18 protein-coding genes are annotated in these 23985 nt (G+C 69.8%); 11 read left to right on the forward strand and 7 right to left on the reverse strand.

The genetic code is table 11. The features are described 5' to 3' along the window. From BJ972_RS12700 to BJ972_RS12720, 5 genes are read left to right on the forward strand one after another with little or no spacing between them, the layout of a single operon-like run. Window positions 1-1641: a SulP family inorganic anion transporter gene (locus BJ972_RS12700; RefSeq protein WP_129172109.1), complete on the forward strand. Its 1641-nt coding sequence runs from the start codon at window positions 1-3 to the stop codon at window positions 1639-1641. A 10-nt stretch (window positions 1642-1651) separates the two neighbouring features. After that, on the forward strand, window positions 1652-2323 hold the full coding sequence (locus tag BJ972_RS12705; RefSeq protein ID WP_129172108.1) for a GAP family protein: 672 nt from the start codon (window positions 1652-1654) through the stop codon (window positions 2321-2323). A 20-nt stretch (window positions 2324-2343) separates the two neighbouring features. Then, window positions 2344-3429 carry an AI-2E family transporter gene (locus BJ972_RS12710; protein WP_257022938.1) on the forward strand — a complete coding sequence of 362 codons (1086 nt, stop codon included), beginning with the start codon at window positions 2344-2346 and terminating at the stop codon, window positions 3427-3429. After that, window positions 3429-3869 carry a DUF6325 family protein gene (locus BJ972_RS12715; protein WP_129172107.1) on the forward strand — a complete coding sequence of 147 codons (441 nt, stop codon included), beginning with the start codon at window positions 3429-3431 and terminating at the stop codon, window positions 3867-3869. Before BJ972_RS12710 ends, BJ972_RS12715 begins: the two co-directional genes overlap by 1 nt. A 1-nt stretch (window position 3870) precedes the next feature. Next, window positions 3871-4182, forward strand: a complete 312-nt coding sequence (locus BJ972_RS12720) for an SHOCT domain-containing protein (RefSeq protein WP_129172106.1) — start codon at window positions 3871-3873, stop codon at window positions 4180-4182. 133 nt (window positions 4183-4315) lie between these two features. On the opposite strand, the gene BJ972_RS12725 is transcribed toward BJ972_RS12720, so the two are convergent. The 3 genes from BJ972_RS12725 to BJ972_RS12735 are packed head-to-tail and all read right to left on the reverse strand — an operon-like array spanning window position 4316 to window position 9395. Further along, window positions 4316-7120, reverse strand: a complete 2805-nt coding sequence (locus BJ972_RS12725) for a hypothetical protein (RefSeq protein ID WP_129172105.1) — start codon at window positions 7118-7120, stop codon at window positions 4316-4318. Next, window positions 7117-8961 carry an HSP90 family protein gene (locus tag BJ972_RS12730; RefSeq protein ID WP_129172104.1) on the reverse strand — a complete coding sequence of 615 codons (1845 nt, stop codon included), beginning with the start codon at window positions 8959-8961 and terminating at the stop codon, window positions 7117-7119. The genes BJ972_RS12725 and BJ972_RS12730 overlap by 4 nt, the downstream gene beginning before the upstream one ends. Continuing rightward, the gene (locus BJ972_RS12735) at window positions 8958-9395 is read right to left on the reverse strand and encodes a nitroreductase family deazaflavin-dependent oxidoreductase (protein WP_129172103.1); all 438 of its coding nucleotides are present in this window, start codon (window positions 9393-9395) and stop codon (window positions 8958-8960) included. Before BJ972_RS12735 ends, BJ972_RS12730 begins: the two co-directional genes overlap by 4 nt. A gap of 67 nt (window positions 9396-9462) precedes the next feature. Here BJ972_RS12735 and BJ972_RS12740 point away from each other — a divergent pair, with 67 nt between their 5' ends. From BJ972_RS12740 to BJ972_RS12750, 3 genes are all read left to right on the forward strand, one after another. Continuing rightward, window positions 9463-10383: a metallophosphoesterase gene (locus BJ972_RS12740; protein ID WP_129172102.1), complete on the forward strand. Its 921-nt coding sequence runs from the start codon at window positions 9463-9465 to the stop codon at window positions 10381-10383. 176 nt (window positions 10384-10559) lie between these two features. Further along, on the forward strand, window positions 10560-12713 hold the full coding sequence (locus BJ972_RS12745) for an ATP-dependent Clp protease ATP-binding subunit (protein WP_129172101.1): 2154 nt from the start codon (window positions 10560-10562) through the stop codon (window positions 12711-12713). Between the two features lie 9 nt (window positions 12714-12722). Further along, the gene (locus BJ972_RS12750) at window positions 12723-13772 is read left to right on the forward strand and encodes a zinc-dependent alcohol dehydrogenase family protein (protein WP_129172100.1); all 1050 of its coding nucleotides are present in this window, start codon (window positions 12723-12725) and stop codon (window positions 13770-13772) included. Between the two features lie 15 nt (window positions 13773-13787). Here BJ972_RS12750 and BJ972_RS12755 read toward each other — a convergent pair whose 3' ends face one another. Both BJ972_RS12755 and BJ972_RS12760 read right to left on the reverse strand, forming a co-directional pair. Then, window positions 13788-16847 (reverse strand): hypothetical protein, encoded by a 3060-nt coding sequence (locus tag BJ972_RS12755; protein WP_164989842.1) that lies wholly within the window; start codon window positions 16845-16847, stop codon window positions 13788-13790. Continuing rightward, a complete protein-coding gene (locus BJ972_RS12760) occupies window positions 16844-17428 on the reverse strand; it encodes a hypothetical protein (RefSeq protein WP_129172099.1) in 585 nt (194 codons plus the stop codon). The genes BJ972_RS12755 and BJ972_RS12760 overlap by 4 nt, the downstream gene beginning before the upstream one ends. A 199-nt stretch (window positions 17429-17627) precedes the next feature. Between BJ972_RS12760 and sfnG the strand changes: the two genes are divergently transcribed. The 3 genes from sfnG (at window position 17628) to BJ972_RS12775 (ending at window position 21402) form a co-directional block, all read left to right on the forward strand. Further along, a complete protein-coding gene (sfnG, locus tag BJ972_RS12765; RefSeq protein WP_129172098.1) occupies window positions 17628-18782 on the forward strand; it encodes a dimethylsulfone monooxygenase SfnG in 1155 nt (384 codons plus the stop codon). A 77-nt stretch (window positions 18783-18859) separates the two neighbouring features. After that, window positions 18860-20104 carry an acyl-CoA dehydrogenase family protein gene (locus BJ972_RS12770; protein ID WP_129172097.1) on the forward strand — a complete coding sequence of 415 codons (1245 nt, stop codon included), beginning with the start codon at window positions 18860-18862 and terminating at the stop codon, window positions 20102-20104. Between the two features lie 221 nt (window positions 20105-20325). Continuing rightward, complete coding sequence (locus tag BJ972_RS12775) at window positions 20326-21402, forward strand: Fic family protein (protein ID WP_241830664.1); 1077 nt, start codon at window positions 20326-20328, stop codon at window positions 21400-21402. A 30-nt stretch (window positions 21403-21432) separates the two neighbouring features. Here BJ972_RS12775 and BJ972_RS12780 read toward each other — a convergent pair whose 3' ends face one another. Together BJ972_RS12780 and BJ972_RS12785 are read right to left on the reverse strand one after the other, a co-directional pair. Beyond that, complete coding sequence (locus BJ972_RS12780; RefSeq protein WP_164989841.1) at window positions 21433-23121, reverse strand: cell wall-binding repeat-containing protein; 1689 nt, start codon at window positions 23119-23121, stop codon at window positions 21433-21435. Between the two features lie 121 nt (window positions 23122-23242). Further along, complete coding sequence (locus BJ972_RS12785; protein WP_129172094.1) at window positions 23243-23980, reverse strand: IclR family transcriptional regulator; 738 nt, start codon at window positions 23978-23980, stop codon at window positions 23243-23245. Window positions 23981-23985: the final 5 nt, after the last annotated feature.

Consider the following 23985-nt stretch of genomic DNA (forward strand, 5'->3'; position numbering starts at 1 on the left):
GTGCAGAAGCCACTCGCGGGTCTGACACGGAAGAACGTGGGCCGTGAACTCACGGCCGGGGTCACTCTCCTCGCGATCGCTATACCTCTGAACATCGGGTACGCCCAGATCGCCGGGCTGCCCCCGACGGCGGGCCTCTACGCCCTTATCGTTCCGACGATCGTCTACGCCCTCGTGGTCTCGTCGCGTCAGGTGGTCGCATCGCCGGATGCCGCGGCCGCGGCTCTCGTCGCGTCGTCGATCGGTGGCCTCGCCGCCGCGGGCAGCGCCGACTACGCGACCCTCGCGCTCGCGCAGGCGATCCTCTGCGGCGCGATGTTCCTGCTCCTCGCGTTCTTCAAGCTCGGCTTCCTCGCGAACTTCCTCTCGAAGCCGATCCTCGTCGGCTTCGTCGGCGGCCTCGCCCTCGACATCCTCGTCAGCCAGATCGCGAAGATGCTCGGGGTGAAGATCGACTCGGGGGGCGAGTTCGTCGACAAGGTCGTGGGGCTCGTCACGGGCCTCGGCACGACCAACCTCATCTCGCTCGCGATCTCCGTCGTCGCCGTCGTCATCCTCCTCCTCGGCAAGCGGTTCGCGCGGGCGATCCCGTGGGCGCTCGTCGTGCTCGTCGCGGCGACGATCGCGGTCGTCCTCGCCGATCTGGATGACGCGGGCGTCTCCGTTCTCGGAGAAGTACCCGCCGGCCCGCCCGCACTCACGTGGCCCGTCATCGACTGGGCGACGTGGCTGCTGCTCATCCCGTCGGCGATCGCGCTCACGCTCGTGACGACCGCCGAGGGCCTCCTCGTCTCGCGGTCGTACGGCGAGAAGCGCGGCTACCCCACGAGCCCCAATCGTGACCTCTTCGCCTTCGGGCTCGGCAACATCGCGGCGGGTGCGAGCGGTTCGTTCGCCGTCGGCTCGTCGACCTCACGTACTGCCGCGATGGACCAGGCGGGCTCCCGCACGCAGCTGCCCTCGCTCGTGCTCGCCGTCGGCACGTTGCTGCTCCTGCTCTTCGGAACGGCGCTCCTCGCCGACATCCCCTCGCCCGCCATCGGGGCGATCGTCGGCGTCGCGATCCTGCCGCTCCTCGGAATCCGCGACTTCGCGATGCTGTGGCGCGTCGACCGGTTCGAGTTCGCGATCGGCGCCGTGTGCTTCCTCGTCACGCTCTTCGTCGGCTCGATCCCCGGCATCGTCGTCGCGTTCGTGCTCGCTCTCATCAACCTCGCGAAGCGCGCGGCGAACCCCGCGATCGACGTGCTGCGCGGCGACGGCGAACCGGGCGACTCCCTGCTCGAGCAGGCGCCCACGGGTGAGACGACGGCACCCGGCGTCATCGTCGTGCGCCTTGCCGCTCCGCTGTTCTTCGCCAACGGATCGGTCTTCTCCGATGCGGTGAAGACCGCGATCGGCGCCGCTCCCGCGGGCCAGGTGCACCACCTCGTCATCGACATGGAGGCGGTCACCGACATCGACGTGACGGGTGCCGAGGCGTTCGAGTCGCTCACGCGGTGGCTCACCGATCAGCAGATCTCGCTCGCGTTCAGCCGTGTCCGCCCGGAGGCCCTCGCTCGTCTCGATAGTCTGGGGCTACGCGGTGACGCACGCGTGTACGACACCAACCGGGCCGCACTCGCGGCGCTTGCGGCGTAGGGGGCACGTCATGGGATCGATCATCGGCGACATCCTGCCGCTCGCGCTCGGCATCGCGATCAGTCCGATCCCGATCATCGCAGCGATCCTCATGCTGCTCTCGCCGAAGGCGCGCGGAACGAGCGTCGGGTTCCTCGCCGGCTGGGTCATCGGCATCGTCGTCGCGATCGTCGTCTTCACGCTCCTCGGAGCGATCCTCCCCGCGACCGACGACGACGCGTCGAAGCCCATCGCGGGGGCGATCAAGATCGTGCTCGGTCTCCTCCTCCTGCTCCTCGCGCTCAAGCAGTGGCGTTCGCGGCCTCACGGTGACAGCGAACCCGCCCTTCCGAAATGGATGTCGGCGATCGATTCGATGACGGCGGTGCGGGCGTTCCTGCTGGCGTTCCTCCTCGCGGCGGTCAACCCGAAGAACCTCCTGATGGCGGCGTCGGCGGGCATCGTCATCGGGTCGGCGGGCGAGAGCGCGGGCGCGTCGACCGTGGCGATCGTCATCTTCACGCTCATCGCGGCGAGCTCAGTCGCCCTGCCCGTCATCGCCTACCTCGTCGCCGCGCAGAAGATGGCGGCGCCCCTCGAGTCGCTCCGCGGCTGGCTCGTGCACAACAACGCGACCGTGATGTCGGTGCTGCTGCTCGTCATCGGCGTCGTCGTCATCGGCAAGGGCATCGGGAGCTTCTGATCTCGCCGACGCTCCGCACCCTGCTCGGCCTCGCGGCCGCGGTCGTTGCGCTCGCGGGTCTGCACGTCGCGCGCGACGTGGTCGGGCCGCTCGCGCTCGCCGCGGTCATCGTCATCATCGTGCACCCCGTGCGGCGCCCTCTCGAGCGACGGGGCTGGCCGCGCTGGGCCGCCACGACGGCCGTCATCGTCGTCGCCTACGTCATCCTCGCCGCGCTCGCCGCCCTGCTCGCCTTCGCCGGATTCCAGTTCGCCCGCCTCGTCGCCGACTACGTCGACGACCTGCAGCGTCTCGCCGACGACGTCATCGCGTGGCTCGCGACGATCGGCTTCGATCAGCAGGGGGCTGACGCCGCGGCATCCTGGTTGCAACCCTCGACGCTGCTCGGCCTCGCGAGTTCGATCAGCGGTGCCGTGCTCGCCGTCGCGACGGCCTTCTTCTTCGTGCTCGCCTACGTCATCTTCATGGCCGCCGACGGTGCGCGCTACGACCGCGCGAGCGAGGTCTTCGGTGAGGAGCGCCGCCCGACGCTCGAGCGCTTCGGCCGGTTCAACTCGGGCGTACGCCGCTACTTCGTCGTCAACGCCTCGTTCGGCGCCGTCGTGGCGATCATCGACGGACTCGCGCTCTGGGCGATCGGTGTGCCTGCACCCGCCGTGTGGGCCGTGCTCGCATTCGTCACCAACTTCATCCCGAACATCGGCTTCGTGCTGGGTCTCGTTCCTCCCGTCATCCTCGCCCTCGTCGTCGGCGGGTGGCCGCTCGCCCTCGCCGTCATCGCGATCTACTGCGTCGTGAACGTTGTGCTGCAGGTCCTCGTGCAGCCGAAGTTCGTGAGCGACGCCGTGAACCTCAGCCTCACACTGAGCTTCTTCTCGGTCATCTTCTGGACGTTCGTGATCGGCCCGCTCGGCGCCATCCTCTCGATTCCGCTCACGCTCTTCGTGCGCGCGCTCGTGCTCGAGGGCGATCCCGACGCCCGCTGGTTGCGCTGGCTGTCGGGCGACCGCGTCGACGTTCACCCGCCCGACCCTGTCGCTCCAGCCCCGCCGGTGCTAGCGTCCGACGCAGAGACCCCGAGCCCCACCACGAGAACGGACGACTGATGGCCGACTTCGAGTACGGACCTGTTGAGATCTACGTCATCGCCACGGAGGGGGAGAGACCCGACGATGCGACGTTCGCCGAGCTGGCACGCCTCATCGACGGCGACCTCGTGCGCCTCCTCGATCTCGTGATCGTCTCCAAGAGCGCGGAGGGCGACGTCACCGTCGTCGAGATCGAAGACCTCGGCGACGAGGTCGACATCGAGGTGCTCGAACTCGAAGCCGGCGGTCTCGTCGGCGAGGAGGACATCGACGAGGTCGCCCCGCTCATCGAACCGGGATCGTCGGCGGCCATCGTCGCGCTCGAGCTCGTGTGGGCGAAGCAGCTCGCCTCGACGCTCGCCGCGTCCGGCGCCGTCGTGCTGAGCACCGAGCGCATCCCCGCGCCCATCGTCAACGCCGTCCTCGCCGAGGCGAGCGACGCCGAGCAGGAGGACTGAGATGCCGCTTTTCCGCAGGGTAGGACGCCCCGGACTCATCGGCCTCGCGGCCCGCACCGCCGTCGTCGCGGGAACGGCGACCGCCGTCTCGGGCGGCATGGCCCGTCGCCAGCAGAGCCGAGCGGCCGAGCAGGCCGAGGCCGCCGCGTACGAGCAGCAGCAGTATGCGCAGGCGCCCGCGCCTGCCGCTGCCGCCCCGGCTGCCGGGGGAGTCGACATCGTCGCCGAACTCCAGAAGCTCGGCGCCCTGCACCAGCAGGGCCTCTTGGATGACGCGGAGTTCGCCGCGGCCAAGGCACGTCTGCTCGGCTGAGCCGAGAGCTCAGGCCTGCTCGACGATCGCTGAGCGTACGTCGCTCCACCGAGAATCGCCGTTCGTGTCGAGAGTCGCCGCTCTATCGGGTCATCTCGACGCGAACGGCGATTCTCGATGCGAGGGGTGCGTGTCAGGCCTGCTCGGCGATCGCGCGGGCCTCGGCGGCCTCGTCGAGGCGACCGAGCGACTCGAGTGCATCGCCGAGCTCGAGGGCGGCGACGCCGCGCAACTCGGGAATCGCCTCCTCGCGCTCGAGCGCCGCACGGTAGATCGGCACGGCGTCGGCGACGCGATCGGACTGCGCGAGCATGCGGGCCGCCGTGAGCTCGGCGCCCGCCGCACTCGCCGGGTCGCCCGCCTGCGCGTACCGGTCGGCCGCGGTGAGCGCGACCGGGATCGCCTCGTCGACGCGGCCGAGCGAACTGAGTGCGCGCGCACGCGAGTCGGTCACGTCGGCGATGAGCCAGTGCGCCTCGTGCTCGGCGGCGATCCGCTCGATCTCGTCGAACGTCTCGAGCGCGGCCTCCTGCCCCGCACTCGCCTGCGCGATGCCGTAGCCGTGCAGCACGTCGGTGAGGAGTCCTGCGTCCTCGGGCGTCTCACGCGCGGCGGTGGCCGCGGCCGAGAGCGATTCGAGCGCGTCATCCGTCTCGCCGAAGCGGCCGAGCAGTCGCCCCTGCATCGCGCCGGCGCGCGCCGCCCCGCGTGAATCACCGCCCTCGGTGAAGAGCTCGACCGCAGCGCCCCAGGCGCCGACGGCGTTGCCGTACTGCTCATCGGCGTGCAGCGCCTGACCGAGCCACAGCAGCGTCTCGCCGCGCGACGCGGCCTCGATGCCGGCCTCGGTCTCCTGCTCGTAGACGTCCTGCAGCACCTCGATCGACTCGGCCGCGTGACCCGCGCCGAGCAGCGAGCGGCCGAATGCGAAACCGAGACCGGTCGCCGGCTGGTCGAGCAGCTCCGACTGGCGCACCGCGAAACGGAAGCGGTTGACGGCCTCGTCGGGCTCGCCGGCATCGGTCCAGAGGGCAGCGGCGAGGGCCGTCGCGTCGACGACGGCGGGGCGGATGTCGAGTTCGGTGAAGATGCGCGTCGCCGAATCGGCCGCGCGAGCGCCCGACGCGAAGTCGCCCGAGCCGCCGAGGATGCGGGCACGCGTGAGCAGCGAGAGGCCGCGCTCGCCGTCGCCCGGCTCGAGCGCATCGAGCTGGTCGAGGGTCGCGAGTGCGGCCTCGATGTCGTCGTCGGCGACCTCGCAGCGCGCGAGGAAGTGCAGGGAGGCGCGCACGCCACGCGGCGACTCGCCCGCGAAGAACCCGTCGGCCGCGGCCCCGGCGAGACGCTTGGCTCCGTCGGGCTCGCCCGTCGAGACGAGGAGCATGGCGAGGCTCAGACGGATGTCGGCGACGACGTCGGGCGGAGTCTCGGGTGCGATGTTCGCCAGTTCGTGTTCGAGCGCGGCACGGTCACTCGGCTCGGTGCGGCCAAAGACGGCGAGGCCGACGCGCTCCTCGAGTGCCGCCTGGTGCTCGCGCCCGTTGTCGCGGAGTGACGCGATGCGGGCGGGCAGAGCCGCTTCGGCGGCCTCCAGGTCGCCCGAGTTCACGAGGTACCCGATCGTGAGCGAGTGCATCTCGTCGCGGTCGCGGCCCGTCGCACCCTCGAGTGCACGGCGAGCGGCCTCGATCGCGGGCACACCGAGGCCCGCCATGGCGAGGTCGCGGGCGCGATCGGTCCAGCCCGCGGCATCCGTCGGTTCGGGGCGCGAGACGGGGGCGGGAAGGAAGGTGTCGGTGTTGATCGGCACGTCGTAGGTCGTCTCGGCGAGCGCCTTCGCGGCCGAGATGCGCCCGGCGAAGTAGTCGTTGCCGTTGCGGGCGTCGAACGCGTCAGCGAGCCGTGCGGCGGCTGCCCACGCGGCGACGCCGAGATCGGCGGCCGTCCACGTGCCGTCGTGTTCGCCGAAGAAGGCGACGAGGCCCGGAGCGTCGGCGCCGCGAACGACGGCATCGCCGTGGCCCGCCCGCTCGACAGCATCGAGCAGGACGCCGATCGCGACGAGCGCCGAGAAGTGGCCTGCGGCGTTCAGTCCGTCGTGGGCGAGCCACCCGATGTGGCGCTCGAGCAGGGCCAGTCCGCGGGCCTCGTTGCCCGTGACGGCGCAGAAGACGAGGTGGTTCGCGACGATGTCGAGCTTGTCGGGGTTGTCGCGCGCGAGTCGGTAGCTGCGCACGTGCGCCTGCTTGGCATCGGCATCGCGGCCCGCGCGCAGGTACGGCAGCATCGCGCGCGAGAGGGCGTGCTCGGGCTCGTCGCCGCAGCTGAAGTCGCCCTCGATCATCTCCTCGACGAGGGTGATCGCCTCGGCGTCGCGGTTCGTCTCGATGAAGAAGCCGCTCGACTGGCTGCGCACGCACGCGTCGCAGTGGCTGTACTCGTCGCGCGGCATTCCGGCGAGTTCGACGCGCCACTTCTCGGCCTCGTCGATGCGGCCGTTGACCCACGCGTCCTCGAAGCGCGACATGATCACGCCGCTCTGGCTCACGCCGGCGCGCGAGTAGTGCTCGTGCATGTCGTGGAGCACGGCATCGATCTGCTCGCGCGAGAAGATCGGCGACGCGCCGAGGGTGCCCGCCATCCACTTGTACTGCCACAGCAGGTCGGCGCCGCCGTTGCCGATGTCGAGGGGGAACCGCTCGGGATCGGAGTCGTGCTTCGCGAGGCACCACGCGAACGACGCGAGCATCGCATCGGTGTCGCCCGATTGGTTTGCCGAGCCCGTGAGGCGCATGCGCGCGCGGTACTCGAGCTTCTCGTCGCCCGCCTCGACCGCGAGGGCGATGGCCTCGTCGACGAGGGCGCGCTCGGCAGGGCCGAACGGCGTCTGGTCGATCTCCTCGAAGAGCTCTTTGATGCGGCGGGTCGTCTTGCTCATGCTGGCCTGTCTGTATCGGGGGACGGCGCGGGCTCGGTGAGGCCCACGCTCAGTTGGATGAGATCGCCGAGCGCCGTCGTCATGAGGGCGCGGTCGGCGACGGCGAGGGGGCGGTGCCCGGCGAGGAGCGCCTGCACATAGAGGAGGTGAACGGAACGCGCGAACACGGCGTCGTCGTCGACGGCCGCGAGCTGGCGCACGACGGGCGTGTTCCAGTTGAGGCAGAGGCGTGCGACGGCGTCGGGTCGGTTCTCGGCCGCGCGCGACGCGTTCACGAAGTCGTCGACCTGGCTGAGCACGCCGCCCCACAGGCCGCTGCTCGCGCCGCGCGCCCGCGAGCGGTCGATGCGACGGAACACGGCGTCGTCGGCGACGTAGAGCGCAGGCAGGTCGTGCGGCTCGTACCCGCGGACGACGGCGCGGCACTCGACGGACGCGAGGGCGAGCGTCGCGCGGTCTTCGAGCCGGACGGCGGCGTCGCGTTCGGCGAGGGGAGGCTCGGCGAGGCGGTCGAGTTCGTCGGCGACATCCACGCGCTGCGCGGTGACGCCCTCGAACAGGGTGGGGAGGAGGCGGGCGATCTCGCTGTCGTAGACGTAGCCGCCGTTGACGATCGGTCGGTCCGAGCGGGCGAAGCTCGCGAGCTGCCGGAACTCGTCGACCGTCTCGGCGTAGCGCACTTCGGGGAAGCGGCGCACGAGAGTGTCGATCGTCATGCGTCCCGCGCTCGTCTCGACCGAGAGCCACTTCGTGATGAACCGCGCGAGCTCGTCGTCGTGCAGGACGAGCGCCTTGAGGGCGATGTCGTGCGTCGCGACGAACTGCGAGAGCAGGTGCGGGGCCTGCAGGCCGAGCTCCATGACCCAGCGGCGGAGCGTCGCTCCGATCTCGGCGCGCGTGTACTCGAGCGATTCGTCGTCGACGAGCGACTCACGGCTCGCGGTGGGGCTGAGGCCCGTCGAGTCGATCACGGTGCGCACGAAGAACGCCCACTCGGGCAGCACGTCGTCGATGCGCTCACCGAGGAGCATGCGCCCGAGATAGACGCGGCTCGCCTGCCGTGCACCGGGCGGGGGAGAGAAGGGCAGCACATACGCGTATCCGCGCGTCCCCGTCGCCGGCACATCGATCTCGATCGCGTCGAACGGCTCGGCGCCGAGCAGGTCGCGACCGTACGCGAGCGTGTCGTCGGGCGATCCGCCGAGGAACGGGGCGTCGCGCGTGATGACCTCGACCCCGCCGCCCGGCAGGTCGACGCGCACGGGAACGGGCAGGAACTCGCCGAACGTCGTCGCGAGCGACAGCACCGAGGCGGTCGTCAGCAGATCGGACTGGTCGAACCGGGGCGTCAGGTGCACGCTCGTGCCGATCGGTAGCTCGTCGGTCACCTCGCGCACGCTGAACGTGCCGTCGCCGAGGCCGACCCACTCGACCGCGGCGCCTCCGCGCGCGCTCCGCGAACGGATGACGATGCGGTCGGCGACCATGAAGCAGCTGAGCAGGCCGATGCCGAACTGACCGAGGTAGTCGCTGCGCGGCAGGTCGAAGATGTCGCGCTTCGACGAGCGGCCGACCGTCGACAGCAGTTCGGTCATCTCGCTCGCGGTGAGGCCGATGCCGTCATCCCGCAGCACGAACTCGCCGTCACCCGCGTCGAGCGGGGTGATCCGGATGCCGCGGGCGGAGTCTCCCCCGTCGAACTCGGCGCGTGCCGTGAGGGCGTCGCGACCGTTCTGCAGGAGTTCGCGCAGGAACACGCGAGGGCTCGAGTAGATGTGTCGGCTCAGCAGATCGACGACGCCGCGCAGGTCGACCTGGAACGGCAGGAGCTCGGAGCTCACTCGAACGGAGTCAGGAGGAACAGGGGAATGAGACGGTCGGTCTTCTTCTGGTAGTTCGCGTAGTCGGGCCAGACGGCGACCGCGCGCTCCAGCCACAGGGCGCGCTCCTCGCCCTCGAGCTCACGGGCGTGGTAGTCGCGCTTGACCGCGCCGTCCTGCAGCTCGACGTGCGGGTTCTTCGTGATGTTGGGGTACCACGCGGGGTTCTCGGGGGCGCCGCCCTTGGAAGCGACGACCACGTACTGGCCCTCGTGCTCGACACGCATGAGAGCGGTCTTGCGCAGCTTGCCGGTCGCGGCGCCGACGCTCGTCAGCACGATGATCGGCACACCGCGCATGGTGTTGGCCTCTTGACCGTTCGTCGCCTCGAACGTTTCAGCCTGCTCACGAGCCCATTCGGATGTGCTCGGTGCGTACTCGCCTTCCAGTGGCATGTTGCTCCCTTCCCCGTCCAAGAAAACCACACTTTCGGGGGGTACCGCGGCTCTTTAGGCTGGGCGTGTGAGCCCCTTCGGTCAGCACCCTCCGGCATCGCACGTCATCGCGCATCTGAGCGACCCGCATTTCCTCGGCGGCTCGCGGCCGCTGCATGGCGCCGTCGACCAGTACGCCAACCTCGATCGCACCCTCGCGACACTCGAGGCGACGGGGGTGAGGCCCGCCGCGATCGTCTTCACGGGCGATCTGACCGACCTCGGTGAGCCCGACGCGTACGTGCGTCTGCGCGAGACCGTCGAGCCCGTCGCGAGTCGGCTCGGCGCCGAGGTCGTCTGGGTCATGGGCAATCACGACGAGCGCGCGCCGTTCGCCGAACTGCTGCTCGACGCCGACGGCGATCTCGACGCGCCTCAGGACCGCGTGCACGAGTTCGACGGGCTCCGCATCATCGCGCTCGACTCGACCGTGCCGGGCTACCACCACGGCGAGTTCTCCGACGCTCAGCTCGCGTGGCTCGCCGACGAGCTGCAGACTCAGGCGCCGCATGGCACGCTCCTCGCGATGCACCACCCGCCAATCCCGACGCCCCTGCTCGAAGCGATGGCGATCCTCGAGCTGCAGGAGCAGGAGCGGCTCGCCGATGTCATCCGGGGAACCGACGTGCGCGGCATCCTCGGTGGGCACCTGCACTACTCGACCCACTCGACGTTCGCGGGCGTTCCCGTGTCGGTCGCGTCGGCGTCGTGCTACACGCTCGACCTCGCGGCGCCGGGCCGCCTGCTCTCGGGCGTCGACGGCGGTCAGTCGTTCGACCTCGTGCACGTCTACGCCGATCGGCTCGTGCACTCGACCGTGCCGCTCGTCGATGCGCCCGAGGTCTCGGTCTTCCCCGAGTCGGCCCGTGTCGTGCTCGAGCGGATGACTCCCGCCGAGCGTCTCGAGGCCTTCTCGAACAAGCGCTCCACCTTCGACCCCCTAACCTGACCGCGCGCCCCCTTCTCTTCCGTCTCGAGTCTCGGCGTCACGTTTGTGCTGTTCGCTCGCGCTGAACAGCACAAACGTGACGCCGAGACGGGTTTTTGGGGGCGGTGGGGGATGGTGCGAGTGGGGTGCGTGCAGTAAAGTTGAGTTACATAGACTCAACTTTGAAAGGAACCCCCATGGCCAACATGCAGGGGGCGCCGAACTCCACCGAAGAGCAGAAGTCGGCGCTCGAACAATACGGTGTCAACCTCACCGAGATCGCCCGTGCGGGCAAGCTCGACCCGGTCATCGGCCGCGACGCCGAAATCCGCCGCGTCAGCCAGGTGCTCACGCGCCGCACCAAGAACAACCCCGTACTCATCGGCGAGCCCGGCGTCGGAAAGACCGCCGTCGTCGAAGGCCTCGCCCAGCGCATCGTCGCGGGCGATGTCGCCGAGTCCCTCAAGAACAAGCAGCTCGTCTCGCTCGACATCTCGGCCCTCGTCGCCGGCGCGATGTACCGCGGCCAGTTCGAGGAACGCCTCAAGGCCGTCCTGAAAGAGATCAACGAGGCCGAGGGCGAGATCATCACGTTCGTCGACGAGCTGCACCTGCTCATGGGCGCGGGCGGCGGCGAGGGGTCGGTCGCGGCCTCCAACATGCTGAAGCCCATGCTCGCGCGCGGCGAACTGCGCCTCATCGGTGCGACGACGCTCGACGAGTACCGCGAGTACATCGAGAAGGATGCCGCCCTCGAACGCCGCTTCCAGCAGGTGTACGTCGGCGAGCCGTCGGTCGAAGACACGATCGCGATCCTGCGCGGGCTCAAGGGGCGCTACGAGGCCCACCACGGAGTGACGATCACCGACCAGGCGCTCGTCTCGGCGGCATCCCTCTCGAATCGCTACATCTCGAACCGTCAGCTGCCCGACAAGGCGATCGACCTGATCGACGAGGCGATGAGTCGCCTCAAGATGGAGATCGACTCGTCGCCCGTCGAGATCGACGAGCTCAAGCGAGCCGTCGACCGCATGAAGCTCGAAGAGCTCGCGCTCAAGAAGGAGAAGGATGACGCGTCGAAGGCGCGACTCGCCACGCTCCGCGAGACCCTCGTCGAGCGCGAGCGCGAGCTCGCCGACCTGCAGGTGCGCTGGGAGCGCGAGCGGCAGAGCCTCACCCGCGTCGGCGATCTGAAGAAGCAGCTCGACGAGGCCAAGACCGCTCGCGACCGTGCCATGCGCGAGGCCGACTACGCGAAGGCGTCGAAGCTCGAGTACGAGACGATCGCCCGGCTGCAGCGCGACCTCGTCGAGGCCGAGCAGGCCGAAGCGACGTCCGATGAGCCCCGCATGGTCAACGAGCAGGTCACCGACGAAGACATCGCCGCGGTGATCGCCGCGTGGACCGGCATCCCCGTCGGTCGACTCCTCCAGGGCGAGACCGAGAAGCTCCTGCACCTCGAGTCGGAGCTCGGCCGACGCCTCATCGGTCAGAAGAAGGCCGTCGCGGCCGTCGCCGATTCGGTGCGGCGCTCGCGCGCGGGCATCTCCGACCCGAATCGGCCGACGGGATCGTTCCTCTTCCTCGGCCCGACGGGTGTCGGCAAGACCGAGCTCGCGAAGGCTCTCGCCGAGTTCCTCTTCGACGACGAGCGCGCCATGGTGCGCATCGACATGTCCGAGTACGGCGAGAAGCACACGGTGTCCCGTCTCGTCGGTGCCCCTCCCGGCTACATCGGCTTCGAGCAGGGCGGTCAGCTGACCGAGGCCGTACGTCGCCGGCCGTACTCGGTGATCCTCCTCGACGAGGTCGAGAAGGCGCACCCCGAGGTGTTCGACGTGCTGCTGCAGGTGCTCGACGACGGTCGGCTGACCGACGGTCAGGGGCGCACGGTCGACTTCCGCAACGTCATCCTGATCCTCACGTCGAACCTCGGTTCGGCGTACCTCGTCGATCCGAAGCTCTCGGCCGACGAGAAGGAGCAGGCGGTGCTCGCGACCGTGCGGCAGGCGTTCAAGCCCGAGTTCGTCAACCGTCTCGACGACATCGTCGTGTTCTCGGCGCTCTCGCAGAACGAGCTCGGCGAGATCGTGAACCTCTACATCGATCGTCTCGGGGCGCGCCTCGCCGAACGTCGGCTCGACCTCGGCGTCACGCCCGACGCGCGCGCCTGGCTCGCCGAGCGCGGCTACGACCCGATCTACGGAGCCCGGCCGCTGCGTCGCCTCATGCAGCACGAGATCGACGACCGGCTCGCCCGCGCGATCCTCGGCGGTCGCGTGCACGACGGCGACACGGTGATGGTGGCCCTCGCGGATGACGGAGAGAGCCTCACGGTCGAGCGAGCGTAGGCTCGGTGCATGCGTGCAACGGTCATCCATGGAGAACGTGACATCCGACTCGAGGAGGTCGCCGACCCGGTGATCTCGTCGGGCGTCGACGCGGTCGTCCGCGTCGTCGCGGCGTGCGTCTGCGGCTCCGACCTGTGGCCGTACCGCGGCGTCACGGAGACGGAGCAGGCGCACCGCATCGGGCACGAGTTCGTCGGCGTCGTCGAGGCGGTCGGCGATCGTGTCGAGAAGGTCGCCGTGGGCGACTTCGTCATCGCGCCGTTCTACGTGTGCGACGGCACGTGCGCGAACTGCCTGAACGGCGTGAGCACGTCGTGCCTCACCGGTGGGTGGTGGGGAGCGGATGACCGTGAGGGCGGTTTCGCCGACGGCGGTCAGGGCGAGCGTGTGCGCGTGCCCCTCGCCGACGGCACGCTCTTCGTCGTTCCCGGACCGGTCGACGATGCACTCGTCCCCGGACTCCTCACGCTCTCCGACGTCATGGGCACCGGTCACCACGCCGCCGTCTCGGCAGGTGTCGGCCCGGGCGACTCGGTCGTCGTCGTGGGTGATGGCGCCGTGGGCCTCTGCGCCGTGATCGCCGCGAAGCGCCTCGGTGCGACGACGATCATCGCGATGTCGCGTCACGCCGACCGTCAGGAGCTCGCACGCCGTTTCGGCGCGACCCACATCGTCGCCGAGCGCGGCGACGAGGGCGTCGAGGCCGTGCAGGCGCTCACCGGAGGCATCGGTGCCGACCGCGTGCTCGAGTGCGTCGGCACGAAGGAATCGATGGACCAGGCGATCCGCTCGGCGCGCCCCGGCGGCATGGTCGGCTACGTCGGTGTTCCGAACGGCGGCCCCGAGCTTCCCGTGCGCGCTCTCTTCGGCCGCAACGTCGGCGTCAACGGCGGCGTCGCCCCCGTGCGCGGCTACATCGCCGAGCTCCTGCCCGACGTGCTCTCGGGCGCGATCGAGCCCGGTGCCGTCTTCGACCTCGAACTTCCTCTCGCGGAGGTCGCCGAGGCCTACGCCGCGATGGACGAGCGCCGCGCGGTCAAGGTGCTGCTGCGTCCCTGACCGCGCCCGCTCGCCTCACGCGAGGATGACCGCGTCGCGGCGCCTCTCGCCGATCGTCGTCACGGGGTCGTCCCACGGGGTGACGTGTTCGCCGCTCCAGAGCGGCACCTTCTTCTCATCCCCGATGATCTCGTGGCTCGCGAGCTCCATGCCGATGATGGGGATGCGGAGCTTCGCCGAGATGCCCGCAGCGATCACGATGTCGAGGCTGCCCTTCCACTTGCTCACGCGGGCGACGCCGTCCCACGTGCGCGTGAGGCCCGAGGCGAGCTTGAGGCTGACCTCGGCGACGACGCCGGCCGCGTCGTAGAGCAGCAGCGACAGTTCGAGTCCCAGGCCGGCCGAGGCCTTGAGGCTCGCCTGGAACGAGATCGAGTCCCCCGTCCAGCCGTCACCGGCGCCGAGCTTCGACGTATCGACGGTCGAGGTCGAGCGGTCGACCCAGCGGAACCCCTCGTTCTCGCGGTAGGTGTATCCGCGGACGGTGACGTTCTGCGTGCGGTACTCGGCCGTGAAGCTGCCCGAGAGGCTGAGGTTCGCCTTCGCCTCGATCTCGACCCCGAAGGTGATGACGACGGGAATCGGGCCGGCGGCGAACGCCCACACCTTCTTGAACTCGTACAGGGTCTTCGAGAGCTTCTTCTCCCGGATCTCCTTCGCGGCGACCTTCATTCCGACGGTGAACTTCTTCGTCGTCTTCGACGTCGTCGTGACGATCTGGTCCATCTTCTCGACGACGATGCGCGGGCCGGTCCACCGCCAGCGGATGTCGACGTCGATGTCGACATCGACGACGGTGCGGATCTCCGAGTCGATGGCGAGGGCGAATCCTCCGCCGACGCCCACCTTCTGCAGGAACTCCTTCTTCGCGGGCTCGCTCTTCGCCGAGTGGTCCTCGAAGCCGGGGGAGTCGGTGATCTCCTGCTGCTTGTAGCCCCAGTCGAAGCCGTACAGGTTCGACGTCTTCATGACGCTCTCGCTGCGGCTCGCGGCGGGGCGGGGGCCGACCGCGACGGCCGTCTCGGCGCGGCGCTCGCCCGACGTCTCGTCGATGCCGTCGACCACGACGCCGTCGATGACCTCGATGATGTCGTCGTCGACGGGTGAGAGGTCGACGCTGTCGAGCGGCACGAACGTCGCCGTCGGCTCGTCGCCCTCGCCCGGTGCGACCGTGTCCTCGGCCGACGGGGCCGCATCCGGAACCTCGGTCCCCGGAGCCTCGTCGAGCGTGAGCGTCTCGTCGATGTCGGCTTGCTGCAGGATGTCGGTGAGCTTGGCGTCGATCGTCTGCACACGCCACGTGTCGCCGACGCGATCGATCGAGTCGACGCGTCCGATGAAGCCCTCCGGGGCATCCGCGGTGGCATCGACGACGACGAGGTCGCCGGGGGCGAAGGGCGGCTGGACGGCGAGGATGACGGTGCGAGCGTCGATCGAGACGATCGTGTCGGCGGAGCCGGGTACGACGCTCGAGTCGAAGGCGCGCACGAAGCCCTGGTCGCTGACGACCCAGGTGTCGGCGTGCACGAGCACGTCGTCGACCTCGGCGAGGGTGATGCGGCGCTCGACGATCGTCGTCGCTTTCGCGCCCGCGAGGTCGACGAGGGTGATCTCGAAGGTGTAGTCGTCGCTCTCGGGGGCGCTCGACACCCACTCCCACGTCAGTCCGTCTTCGCCGAAGCGCGCGGTCGCGGTGCCGACGACGCCCTGGTCGCCGGACTTCTCGCCGCGAGCCCGGATCTCGATGCGATCGATCATGACGTCGGGCGTCGTCGCCGTTCCCGTGAGGGTGAACGTGCCCGTCGAGTCGAGAGCGATCTCGGCCGAGGCCTCGTCGGAGTCGATCGTCGGCGCGGCCGCGTCGTCGACCGCCGAGGCCGAGAAGCGGGCGTCGGCGCTCGCCGCGGCGACGAAGTCGCCCACGGGCTGAACGTGCGCGGTCGTCTCGCCGCGGCGCAGCTGCAGCACGGCCTCCGACCCGTCGACGGCCGTCAGCATGAGCTGCGGCTGAGCACCGCGCTCGGCGTCGATGACGGCTCCGCGTCCGCGGCCGTCGTGGCCGGGGCCGACGTCGATGACCGTCGTCTCGCCCGTGGGACGTGCATCGACGAGTGTGAGGCTGTACTCGGCATCCGCCGTCGTCGACACCGGGGCCGAGGGCCGCGTGTCGTCGCTCACGGCGACGGCGTGCGGCTCGACCTCCTGGGAGAGGGGCACGAACGCACCGTCGACCGTCGTCGACTCGGCGTTCGCGGGCGCCTCGGGCACCCAGGCGCGGATGTCGAGGCGGAGGTCGCCCGATCCGTCCTGGAGCGACGCGACGATGTCGCCGTCGACCGACGGGGTGACGACCGTCGTGATGCTCGTGCTGCCCGCCGGGACCGGCAGGGTCTGGTCGTCGAGGTGCAGCACGGTCGCGGTGTCGGTGTCCACGGTCGCGGTCACGAACGCCGCACGAACGCCGACCGCGACGACCTGCTCGTCGTGGCCCTGCTCGTGCACGCCGACGGTGCCGCCGACGACGCCGATGCGGCGCTCGTCGCCCGGGGTGAGCGTCGGTCCGGCGAGGCCGATCGCGGTGTCGGCACGGGCGATGACCTCGTCGAGCACGACGACGGAACCCGGCACGTCGACGTCGCCCTCGAGTTCGGCGAGGACCTCGATGCGCACGGGCGCCGCCGTCGTCGCGGCGAGGGCGAGACGGCCCGAGTAGACCCGCAGCGGCAGGGTCGTCGATCCCGAACCGCCCGCGGCGACCGTGAGCGCGGGGGCGCCGGCGGCGAGGAGCGTGAGGTCGGCCGGTGCGCTCAGCACCGAGACCCGCACGAGGGCGGCGGTCGCATCGTCGAGTCCCGGCACGGCGAGACCGGCGGCGGGATCGGTTCCGAGTGCTGCGCCGATGCCGAGCTGCGACTCGATCTCGGGAAGCCCGCCGACCGAGATGCTCGTCTCCGCGGCATCCGGGATGTCGACGATGAAGCCGGGTTCGGGCTCGGCGGCGACGGGCGACGCGAGCCCGATGACGAGAGCCGTGGTCGTGGCGAGGCCGACGGCGGCGCCGAGTGCGGCCCTCATCGCTTCACCGCCTGACGACGAACGGCGACGAGGATGGCTCCGGCCGCGGCGACCAGGAGGGCGAGGGCCGCGATCGAGAGCGCGGGGATGCCGGTGTTCGTGAGCGCATCGCGCGAGGAACCGGCCGTGGCCGAGTCATCCGGGTCAGCCGGGGCGACGGGCGTCGGGCTCGGGGCGATCTCGCCGGGCACGAGGTCGAGGCGGACGCTCGACTCGTCGAGCAGTTCGCCGGCTGCCGCGAAGCTGATCGCCACGTCGGCGTCGGTCGCGACGGTGCTCGTGACGCGCGCTTCGAAGGAGCCCTCGGCGGCACCGGTCACGGCGCCGACGCCGAAGGCCGTCGCCGAGAGCGGCACACTGCGCCAGCCCGAACCGTCGGTGACCTCGAGACGCACGTCGCTCAGGGTGAGGGCCGTGTCGTCGATGTCGATCCAGGCTTCGGTCGTGCCCGCGGGTGCGGTGACGGCGATCGACGCGCTGGCCTCGGCGGCTGCGGCTACTGCTGCGGGGGCGTCGTGCGCAGCGCCGATCGGCGCTATCGCGAGCCCGGCCGCGAGTACCGCGGCGCTCCAGAACTCCATGGATTCCTCCCCGAATCATGTGCTCACGACGCCTCCATGGCGCATAGAACGTTTCAGAGTACTGGCGCGCAGAACGCCTCGTCATGCCCCCGAACGGGCGGTTGCGCGCAACAAGAAGTCATGGCGCGTAACGACTGTTCCGATCCGATGCGCGTTCGCTCATGCTGATGCTCACTGTCGTTCGTCCTGAGGAGCTCTCATGTCCGATTCGCCCACCTCGCGCATCTCGCGCGAACCCCTGAAGTTCGCCTACTGGGTCCCCAATGTCTCGGGCGGCCTCGTCGTCTCGAACATCGAGCAGCGCACGTCGTGGGACTACGACTACAACGTGAAGCTCGCGCAGACCGCCGAGCGCGTCGGCTTCGAGTACGCCCTCAGCCAGGTGCGGTACCTCTCGAGCTACGGTGCCGCCCAGCAGCACGAGTCGACGTCGATCAGCCTCGCCCTGCTGCTCGCGACCGAGAAGCTCAAGGTCATCGCCGCCGTGCACCCCGGCCTGTGGGAGCCGGCCGTGCTCGCGAAGTTCATCCTCACCGCCGACCAGTTCTCGAAGGGCCGGGCCGCCGTCAACGTCGTGTCGGGCTGGTTCAAGGACGAGTACACGAAGCTCGGCCTGCCGTGGCTCGAGCACGACGAGCGCTACCGTCGGTCGGCCGAGTTCATCGAGGTGCTGCGCGGCCTCTGGACGCAGGAGAACTTCGAGTTCGCCGGCGACTTCTACCGCGTCAACGACTTCAGCCTGCGCCCCGGCCCCTACTCCGTCGAGGGTCGTCCGCACCCCGAGATCTTCCAGGGCGGCAACTCGACCGCCGCACGCTTCAACGGCGGCGCGCATTCCGACTGGTACTTCTCGAACGGCAAGGACTTCGACGGGTTCACCGAGCAGTACGACGACGTCACGAGCGTCGCCGCCGAGCACGGCCGCACGGTCCGGTTCGGTCTCAACGGCTTCGCCATCGTGCGCGACTCCGAGGCCGAGGCGCGCGAACAGCTGCGTGAGATCATCGCCCAGGCCGACGAGGCATCCGTCGAAGGGTTCCGGAAGTCGGTGCAGCAGGCCGGGCCGGCGACGGCCGACAAGAAGGGCATGTGGGCCGACTCGACCTTCGAAGACCTCGTGCAGTACAACGACGGATTCCGCACCCAGCTCATCGGCGACCCCGAGCAGGTCGCTCGTCGGATCATCGAGTACAAGAAGCGCGGCGTCGACCTCTTCCTCCTCGGATTCCTGCACTTCATCGAAGAGGTGGAGCGCTTCGGCACCGACGTCATCCCGATCGTGCGCGAGCTCGAAGCCGAGCTCGACGCCGAACTCGATCGCACGGGAGAAGGGCTGCGCCCCGCTTCCGTGTGAGCGAGAACCGAACCCGCTCGACGGCTGGACCCGTCGAGACGACAGCATCACCCGCCAGCGACACCGAAAGGAACATCATGACTCTGACATCAGCGACATCCGAGACGGTCACCGACCGTTGGCGAGACGCAACCCGCCCACAGGATAGCGCGGGCTGGATCCTGCGCGCGGAGGAGGTCTCCGACATCCTCGCCGCCGACGCCGTCGAGCGCGACCGTGCGGGGGCTCCGCCGCACGCCGAGGTCGCTCTGCTCAAGGCCTCGGGTCTCGTTACGCTGCTCGGGCCCACCGAGCACGGCGGAGGCGGGCAGGACTGGGCGACGGCGTACCGCGTCATCCGCATCGTCGCGCGCGGCGATGGATCGATCGGGCAGCTGCTCGGGTACCACTACCTGTGGGCGTGGGCCGCGCGGCTCGTCGCGACCGACGCGCAGATCAGCGCCGTCGAGCAGCTCTACACCGAGCAGAACCTGCTCTTCGGCGGCGCGGTGAACCCGCGCGACTCCGACCTCGTGATCACCGAAGACGGCGACGAGCTCGTCTTCACGGGGTCGAAGTCGTTCTCGACGGGCGGTGTGGTGAGCGACCTGACCGTGCTCGAGGGCGTGCTCGACGGCACCGAGACGCATGTGTTCGCGATCGTGCCGACCGATCAGCCGGGCATCGTCTTCGGGCACGACTGGGACAGCCTCGGCCAGCGCCTCACCGAGTCGGGCTCGGTCGAGATCCGCGGCGTGCGCGTGCCGTGGGAGGCGGCGGCCGGGTTCGTCGACCGCGTCTTCCAGCCGCTCGTCTACAACACGCTCAACGTGCCGGCGATCCAACTCGTCTTCACGAACTTCTACCTGGGCATCGCCGAGGGTGCGCTCGAGCGGGCGGCGTCGTACACCCGCGAGAACACGCGGGCGTGGCCGTACGGCGGCGACGACAAGGCGCGCGCGACCGACGAGTGGTACATCCTCGAGGGCTACGGTCAGCTGCAGTCGAAGCTGTGGGCCGATGCCGCGCTCATCGACCAGGTCGGCGACGAGATCTCGGCGCTCCTGCACGCCCCGCGCGAAGAGCTCACGGCGCGTGCTCGAGGGGATGTCGCGGTGCGCATCGCCGCGGCGAAGGCGCGCATCATCGAGGACGGCCTCGAACTCGCGACGAAGGTCTTCGAACTGACGGGTGCTCGTGCGTCGGCGAACGCCGTCGGCCTCGACATCCACTGGCGCAACCTGCGCACGCACAGCCTGCACGACCCGCTGCCGTACAAGCGGCGCGAGGTCGGTGTCTACACGTTGCTCAACGAGGTTCCGGAGCCCACCTGGTACACGTGATCTGCGCGGGCGGCGGCACCGAAGCGGTGCCGCCGCTCGTCCATACCCAAGGATAAAGCGCTAACCTTGGGTATGGAGGAGTCATGGACAACGTTGATCGTTCGGAGATGCGCGTCGAATGGCCGGTGACCACGTATGAACCGCGCCCCTGGGAACGATCCGGTGACGAGGTCGCTTCCCGTCGGCGGTTGCGCGCGGCATCCGGCCCATACGATGCCGCAGTGCCACCCCTCATCGCCGAGCGCAGCTTTGCGCTGCCCGCTGATCTCCTCGCCGCATCGGAGGACGCTGGCCGGGAACTGACCCGCTTCGACGCCGAGGCGGGAACCATGCTCGCAGCGTTCGCGCCGATCCTGCTCCGGAGTGAGAGCGCCTCGAGCTCCGAGGTCGAGAACCTGACCTCGAGCGCCAAGCAGGTCGCCCTCGCCGAGATCGGTGGTTCGACGTCGATCAACGCGAACCTCGTCGTCGACAACGTGGCCGCCATGGAGGCTGCGATCGCGCTCGCGGATGACCTCGACACCCAGGCCGTGCTCACGATGCACCGAGCGCTGCTCGAACGCTCCCGACCCGAGATCGTCGGGCGGTGGCGAGACGAGCAGGTGTGGATCGGCGGCGGCGCCGTCTCACCGCACGGCGCCGTCTTCGTCCCTCCGCATCACGATCGGGTTCCGCCTCTGATGGACGACGTGATGCAGTTCGCACGACGCGCCGATCTGCCCGTCATCGCTCAGATCGCGATCGCGCACGCTCAGTTCGAGACCATCCATCCGTTCCCCGACGGCAACGGCCGCACCGGTCGTGCGCTCGTGCAGGGCATGCTGCGCGCGACCGGAGTGACGACGAACGTCACGGTGCCCGTCTCGGCGGGCCTGTTGGGTGATACCGAGGGGTACTTCGGCGCGCTGACGTCGTATCGAGCCGGTGACGCCGCGCCGATCGTCGAAGCGCTCTCGGATGCGGCATTCGCGGCGGTCGGCAACGGGCGGGCGCTCGAGAAGGACATCACGGCGATCGCCGAGCGTTGGGATGCCGTCGTCCGAGCCCGCGCGGACTCGTCCGCGCACGGCCTCAAGCGGCTCCTGCTGCGCCAGCCTGTCGTCACGGTCGGCCGGGTCGCGCGCGAGTTGGGCGTGAGCGAGCAGGCAGCCGACACGGCGATCGGGCGACTCGTCGAGGCAGGCGTGCTGTCTCAGACGAGCGCCGGGCGCCGCAACCGCATCTGGCAGGCGAGCGAGATCCTCACCGCGCTCGACGCCTTCGCCGCGCGAGCGCGCCGCCGTCGTGCGGGTCGCTGAGCCGACGACGCGCCCCTCGCTCCTATCGGTTCAGCACGTGCTCATGTTCTGCACGCCCTCGCCCAGGACGCCCGGGCCGCCGACGAGTCGGATGTTGTAGGAGCCGCGCTCGATCAGGGTCGTGCGGGTGGCGGCGGGAATGCAGCTTCCGGGAACCAACACGAGACGCGAGCCCGACGAACCCGCGATCGGAGCTGCGGCGAGTGCGTCAGCGAAGTCGGTTCCCATGGCGAGGAACGCGCGCCCGGGAGACGAGAAGGTCGACGAGAAGGACTGATCGGCGATGAGGCGGCTCGTCTCGTACCGGTCCGAGCCTCCGTAACGATGCACCGATACACCGCGGAATGCGGGCGGCAGAGACGCCGCATATCTCTCGCTGATCGCAGCCGGTCCTCCCGCGATCGACAACTCGGCGACGCGGAGATCGGTGAGCGTGCTCAGCGTCGCCGCGTCGATGGCCCGTGACTCTCCGTCGACGAGGACCAGTGGGCCGCCACGACGGCCGGCATCGGCGGCTGCACTGAGCGCATCCGCGAAACCACGGCCGGTCGCGAGCCACACCTGCCGGCCCTTCGGCGCGTTCGCGAACGCGTCCGCCGCGAGCCTGCGAGACGTCTCATAGCGATCCGCGCCCGCGACACGGCGCACGGCGAAGCCTTCCGCTCGGAGAGAGGTCACCACCGAGTTCGACACCGCGCCCGGTCCTCCCGCGACGACGACTTCTGCGGGCCTCAGGCGGGCGAGCTCCGACAGGACGACGGTCGGCACACCGTTCGGTGCGGTCAGGAGAAGAGGGCTGTCGCGGTGCGCCGCCGCCGGGGCCGCGCTCAGGGCATCGGCCCAGGCGGTGCCGCTGGCGAGGTAGACGGCGGCGACCCCCGGTGTGAACTCTGCTGCTGACAGTCGGACCGCGGTCTCGTAGCGAGTCGCACCAGCCGTGCGCCCGACATCGAACGACCAGTAGTCGAGTGCGCCGTCGATGCCCGTGACGTCGCTCGCGGCACCCACGTCGACGAGTCGGGCCTTGTCCAGATACCGCGACCCGGGGTAGAACTCCGAGGGATACGCTGTCCGCTGACCGCTGGCACCTCCCTCGCCGGAGTGACTGAAGTGGATCAGGTACTTTCCTCGAGGTAGGCCGTGGATCGTGTAGGGGCCGTTGAAGTCCCGCTGAGCCATGGTGACGAACTCATATCCGCCTGTCACCGGGTCGTGCAGGTACGCGGAGGCCGTAAGGCCGTAGTTGAGGCCCGCCGGGGGCGCGGTGATCTCGCCGCTCACCGACGACGCCTGGGCGACGGTGACGACGAGGCCCGTGACCGGCGTCGTACCGTCGACGGTGATCGCGGTGGCGTGCCAGGAGAACGGGGTGTCACCGAACCACGCGCCGACCCACGGCGACGGTTCGTCGGTCGAGACTGAGCCGATTCTGAGAGTGTATGTTCCGGCCCTTGGCGCGTTGATCGAGAAGTCGGCGCCGCGGAATTGCTCGTACGCGACGTACTCGTCCGTGCCGCCACCTCTCAGGCTGACAGAGAAGTCATAGTGCTCGACGGCCTGCGTTGATGACGGCGCTGCCACGATGCGTCCGCTGATGGTGAGCCCGCCCGTGGAGGCTTCTGCGGGGCTCGGCGCGATCGGCATCAGGCCTGTGGCGACGAGCAACGCGGCCAGAGTTCCGGTGAGCAGCGTGACTCTCAGCGCGCGTGATCGAGGCATCCGTCGGGACCTTTCAGGCGAAGGCCGCACGAACATCCCTGCGGCGGAGTAGGAAATCCTCCACAGCATAGCCATGTCGCCGTGCGCCGGAGACTGTATGAAGAACGATGGCGTGCCCGCCTCACCGACTCGGCACGGACTCCGCGAGGGATGCCGCGGCCTGACGCAGCGCGGCGAGGTGACGTACGGCGGTCGAGATGCGGGCGACGCTCGTCGAGAGGGCGATCGCCCCGATGAGGGTGCCGTCGCCCTCGCGCACGGCGACGGCCATGCACGCGCGATCGGGGGCGAGCAGGCCGATCTGCTGCGTGTAGTCGCGCACGGCGAGAGCCGCGGCGATCTCGTCGATCTCGTCGGCGGGCAGGCGGCCGAGCGTCGCCGCACGGCGACGGGGGAGCTCGGCGAGGAGGAGGTGTCCGATGGCCGAGACGCCGGGCTCGCTCGCGACGCGTTCGGAGTCGGAGAGCGGCCGCGCCGGGTCTTCGTCGACGATGCGGATGCGGGTGTCGTCGAAACGCGCGACGTGGATCGTCTCGCCCGTCGTGCGCCGCAGGTCGGAGATGACGCTCTCGCGCCGCGACGGCTGCGTCGGCACGGTCACGAGGTGCGCGAGTTCGACGACCCGCGCACCGAGGATGAACCCCTGCAGATCAGGGCGGCGCAGCAGGAACTCGTCCTGCACGAGCGAGTTGACGACGCGGTAGACGGTCGCGCGCGGCACCGACAGGGCGCGGGAGATGTCGTTCGCCGATACCCCCGTGCGTGAGCGGGCGACTTGCTCCAGGATCTCGAGCGCGAGGGCGATGTTGTTTGCGCGGGGAAGCGTCGGGGCGGCGTTGTCGGACTCGATCGCAGGCATCACCG

The sequence above is a fragment of the Agromyces atrinae genome (assembly GCF_013407835.1).
GTDB classification, from domain to species: Bacteria; Actinomycetota; Actinomycetes; order Actinomycetales; family Microbacteriaceae; genus Agromyces; species Agromyces atrinae.

Bases quoted from the DNA above. Each gene is read 5' to 3' on its own strand.
- BJ972_RS12755 (WP_164989842.1), bottom strand. From the start codon at position 16,847: ATGAGGGCCGCACTCGGCGCCGCCGTCGGCCTCGCCACGACCACGGCT.
- BJ972_RS12750 (WP_129172100.1), top strand. From the start codon at position 12,723: ATGCGTGCAACGGTCATCCATGGAGAACGTGACATCCGACTCGAGGAG.
- BJ972_RS12720 (WP_129172106.1), top strand. From the start codon at position 3,871: ATGCCGCTTTTCCGCAGGGTAGGACGCCCCGGACTCATCGGCCTCGCG.
- BJ972_RS12705 (WP_129172108.1), top strand. From the start codon at position 1,652: ATGGGATCGATCATCGGCGACATCCTGCCGCTCGCGCTCGGCATCGCG.
- BJ972_RS12780 (WP_164989841.1), bottom strand. From the start codon at position 23,121: ATGCCTCGATCACGCGCGCTGAGAGTCACGCTGCTCACCGGAACTCTG.
- BJ972_RS12715 (WP_129172107.1), top strand. From the start codon at position 3,429: ATGGCCGACTTCGAGTACGGACCTGTTGAGATCTACGTCATCGCCACG.
- BJ972_RS12760 (WP_129172099.1), bottom strand. From the start codon at position 17,428: ATGGAGTTCTGGAGCGCCGCGGTACTCGCGGCCGGGCTCGCGATAGCG.
- BJ972_RS12785 (WP_129172094.1), bottom strand. From the start codon at position 23,980: ATGCCTGCGATCGAGTCCGACAACGCCGCCCCGACGCTTCCCCGCGCA.
- BJ972_RS12735 (WP_129172103.1), bottom strand. From the start codon at position 9,395: ATGCCACTGGAAGGCGAGTACGCACCGAGCACATCCGAATGGGCTCGT.
- BJ972_RS12725 (WP_129172105.1), bottom strand. From the start codon at position 7,120: ATGAGCAAGACGACCCGCCGCATCAAAGAGCTCTTCGAGGAGATCGAC.
- BJ972_RS12745 (WP_129172101.1), top strand. From the start codon at position 10,560: ATGGCCAACATGCAGGGGGCGCCGAACTCCACCGAAGAGCAGAAGTCG.
- sfnG (WP_129172098.1), top strand. From the start codon at position 17,628: ATGTCCGATTCGCCCACCTCGCGCATCTCGCGCGAACCCCTGAAGTTC.
- BJ972_RS12770 (WP_129172097.1), top strand. From the start codon at position 18,860: ATGACTCTGACATCAGCGACATCCGAGACGGTCACCGACCGTTGGCGA.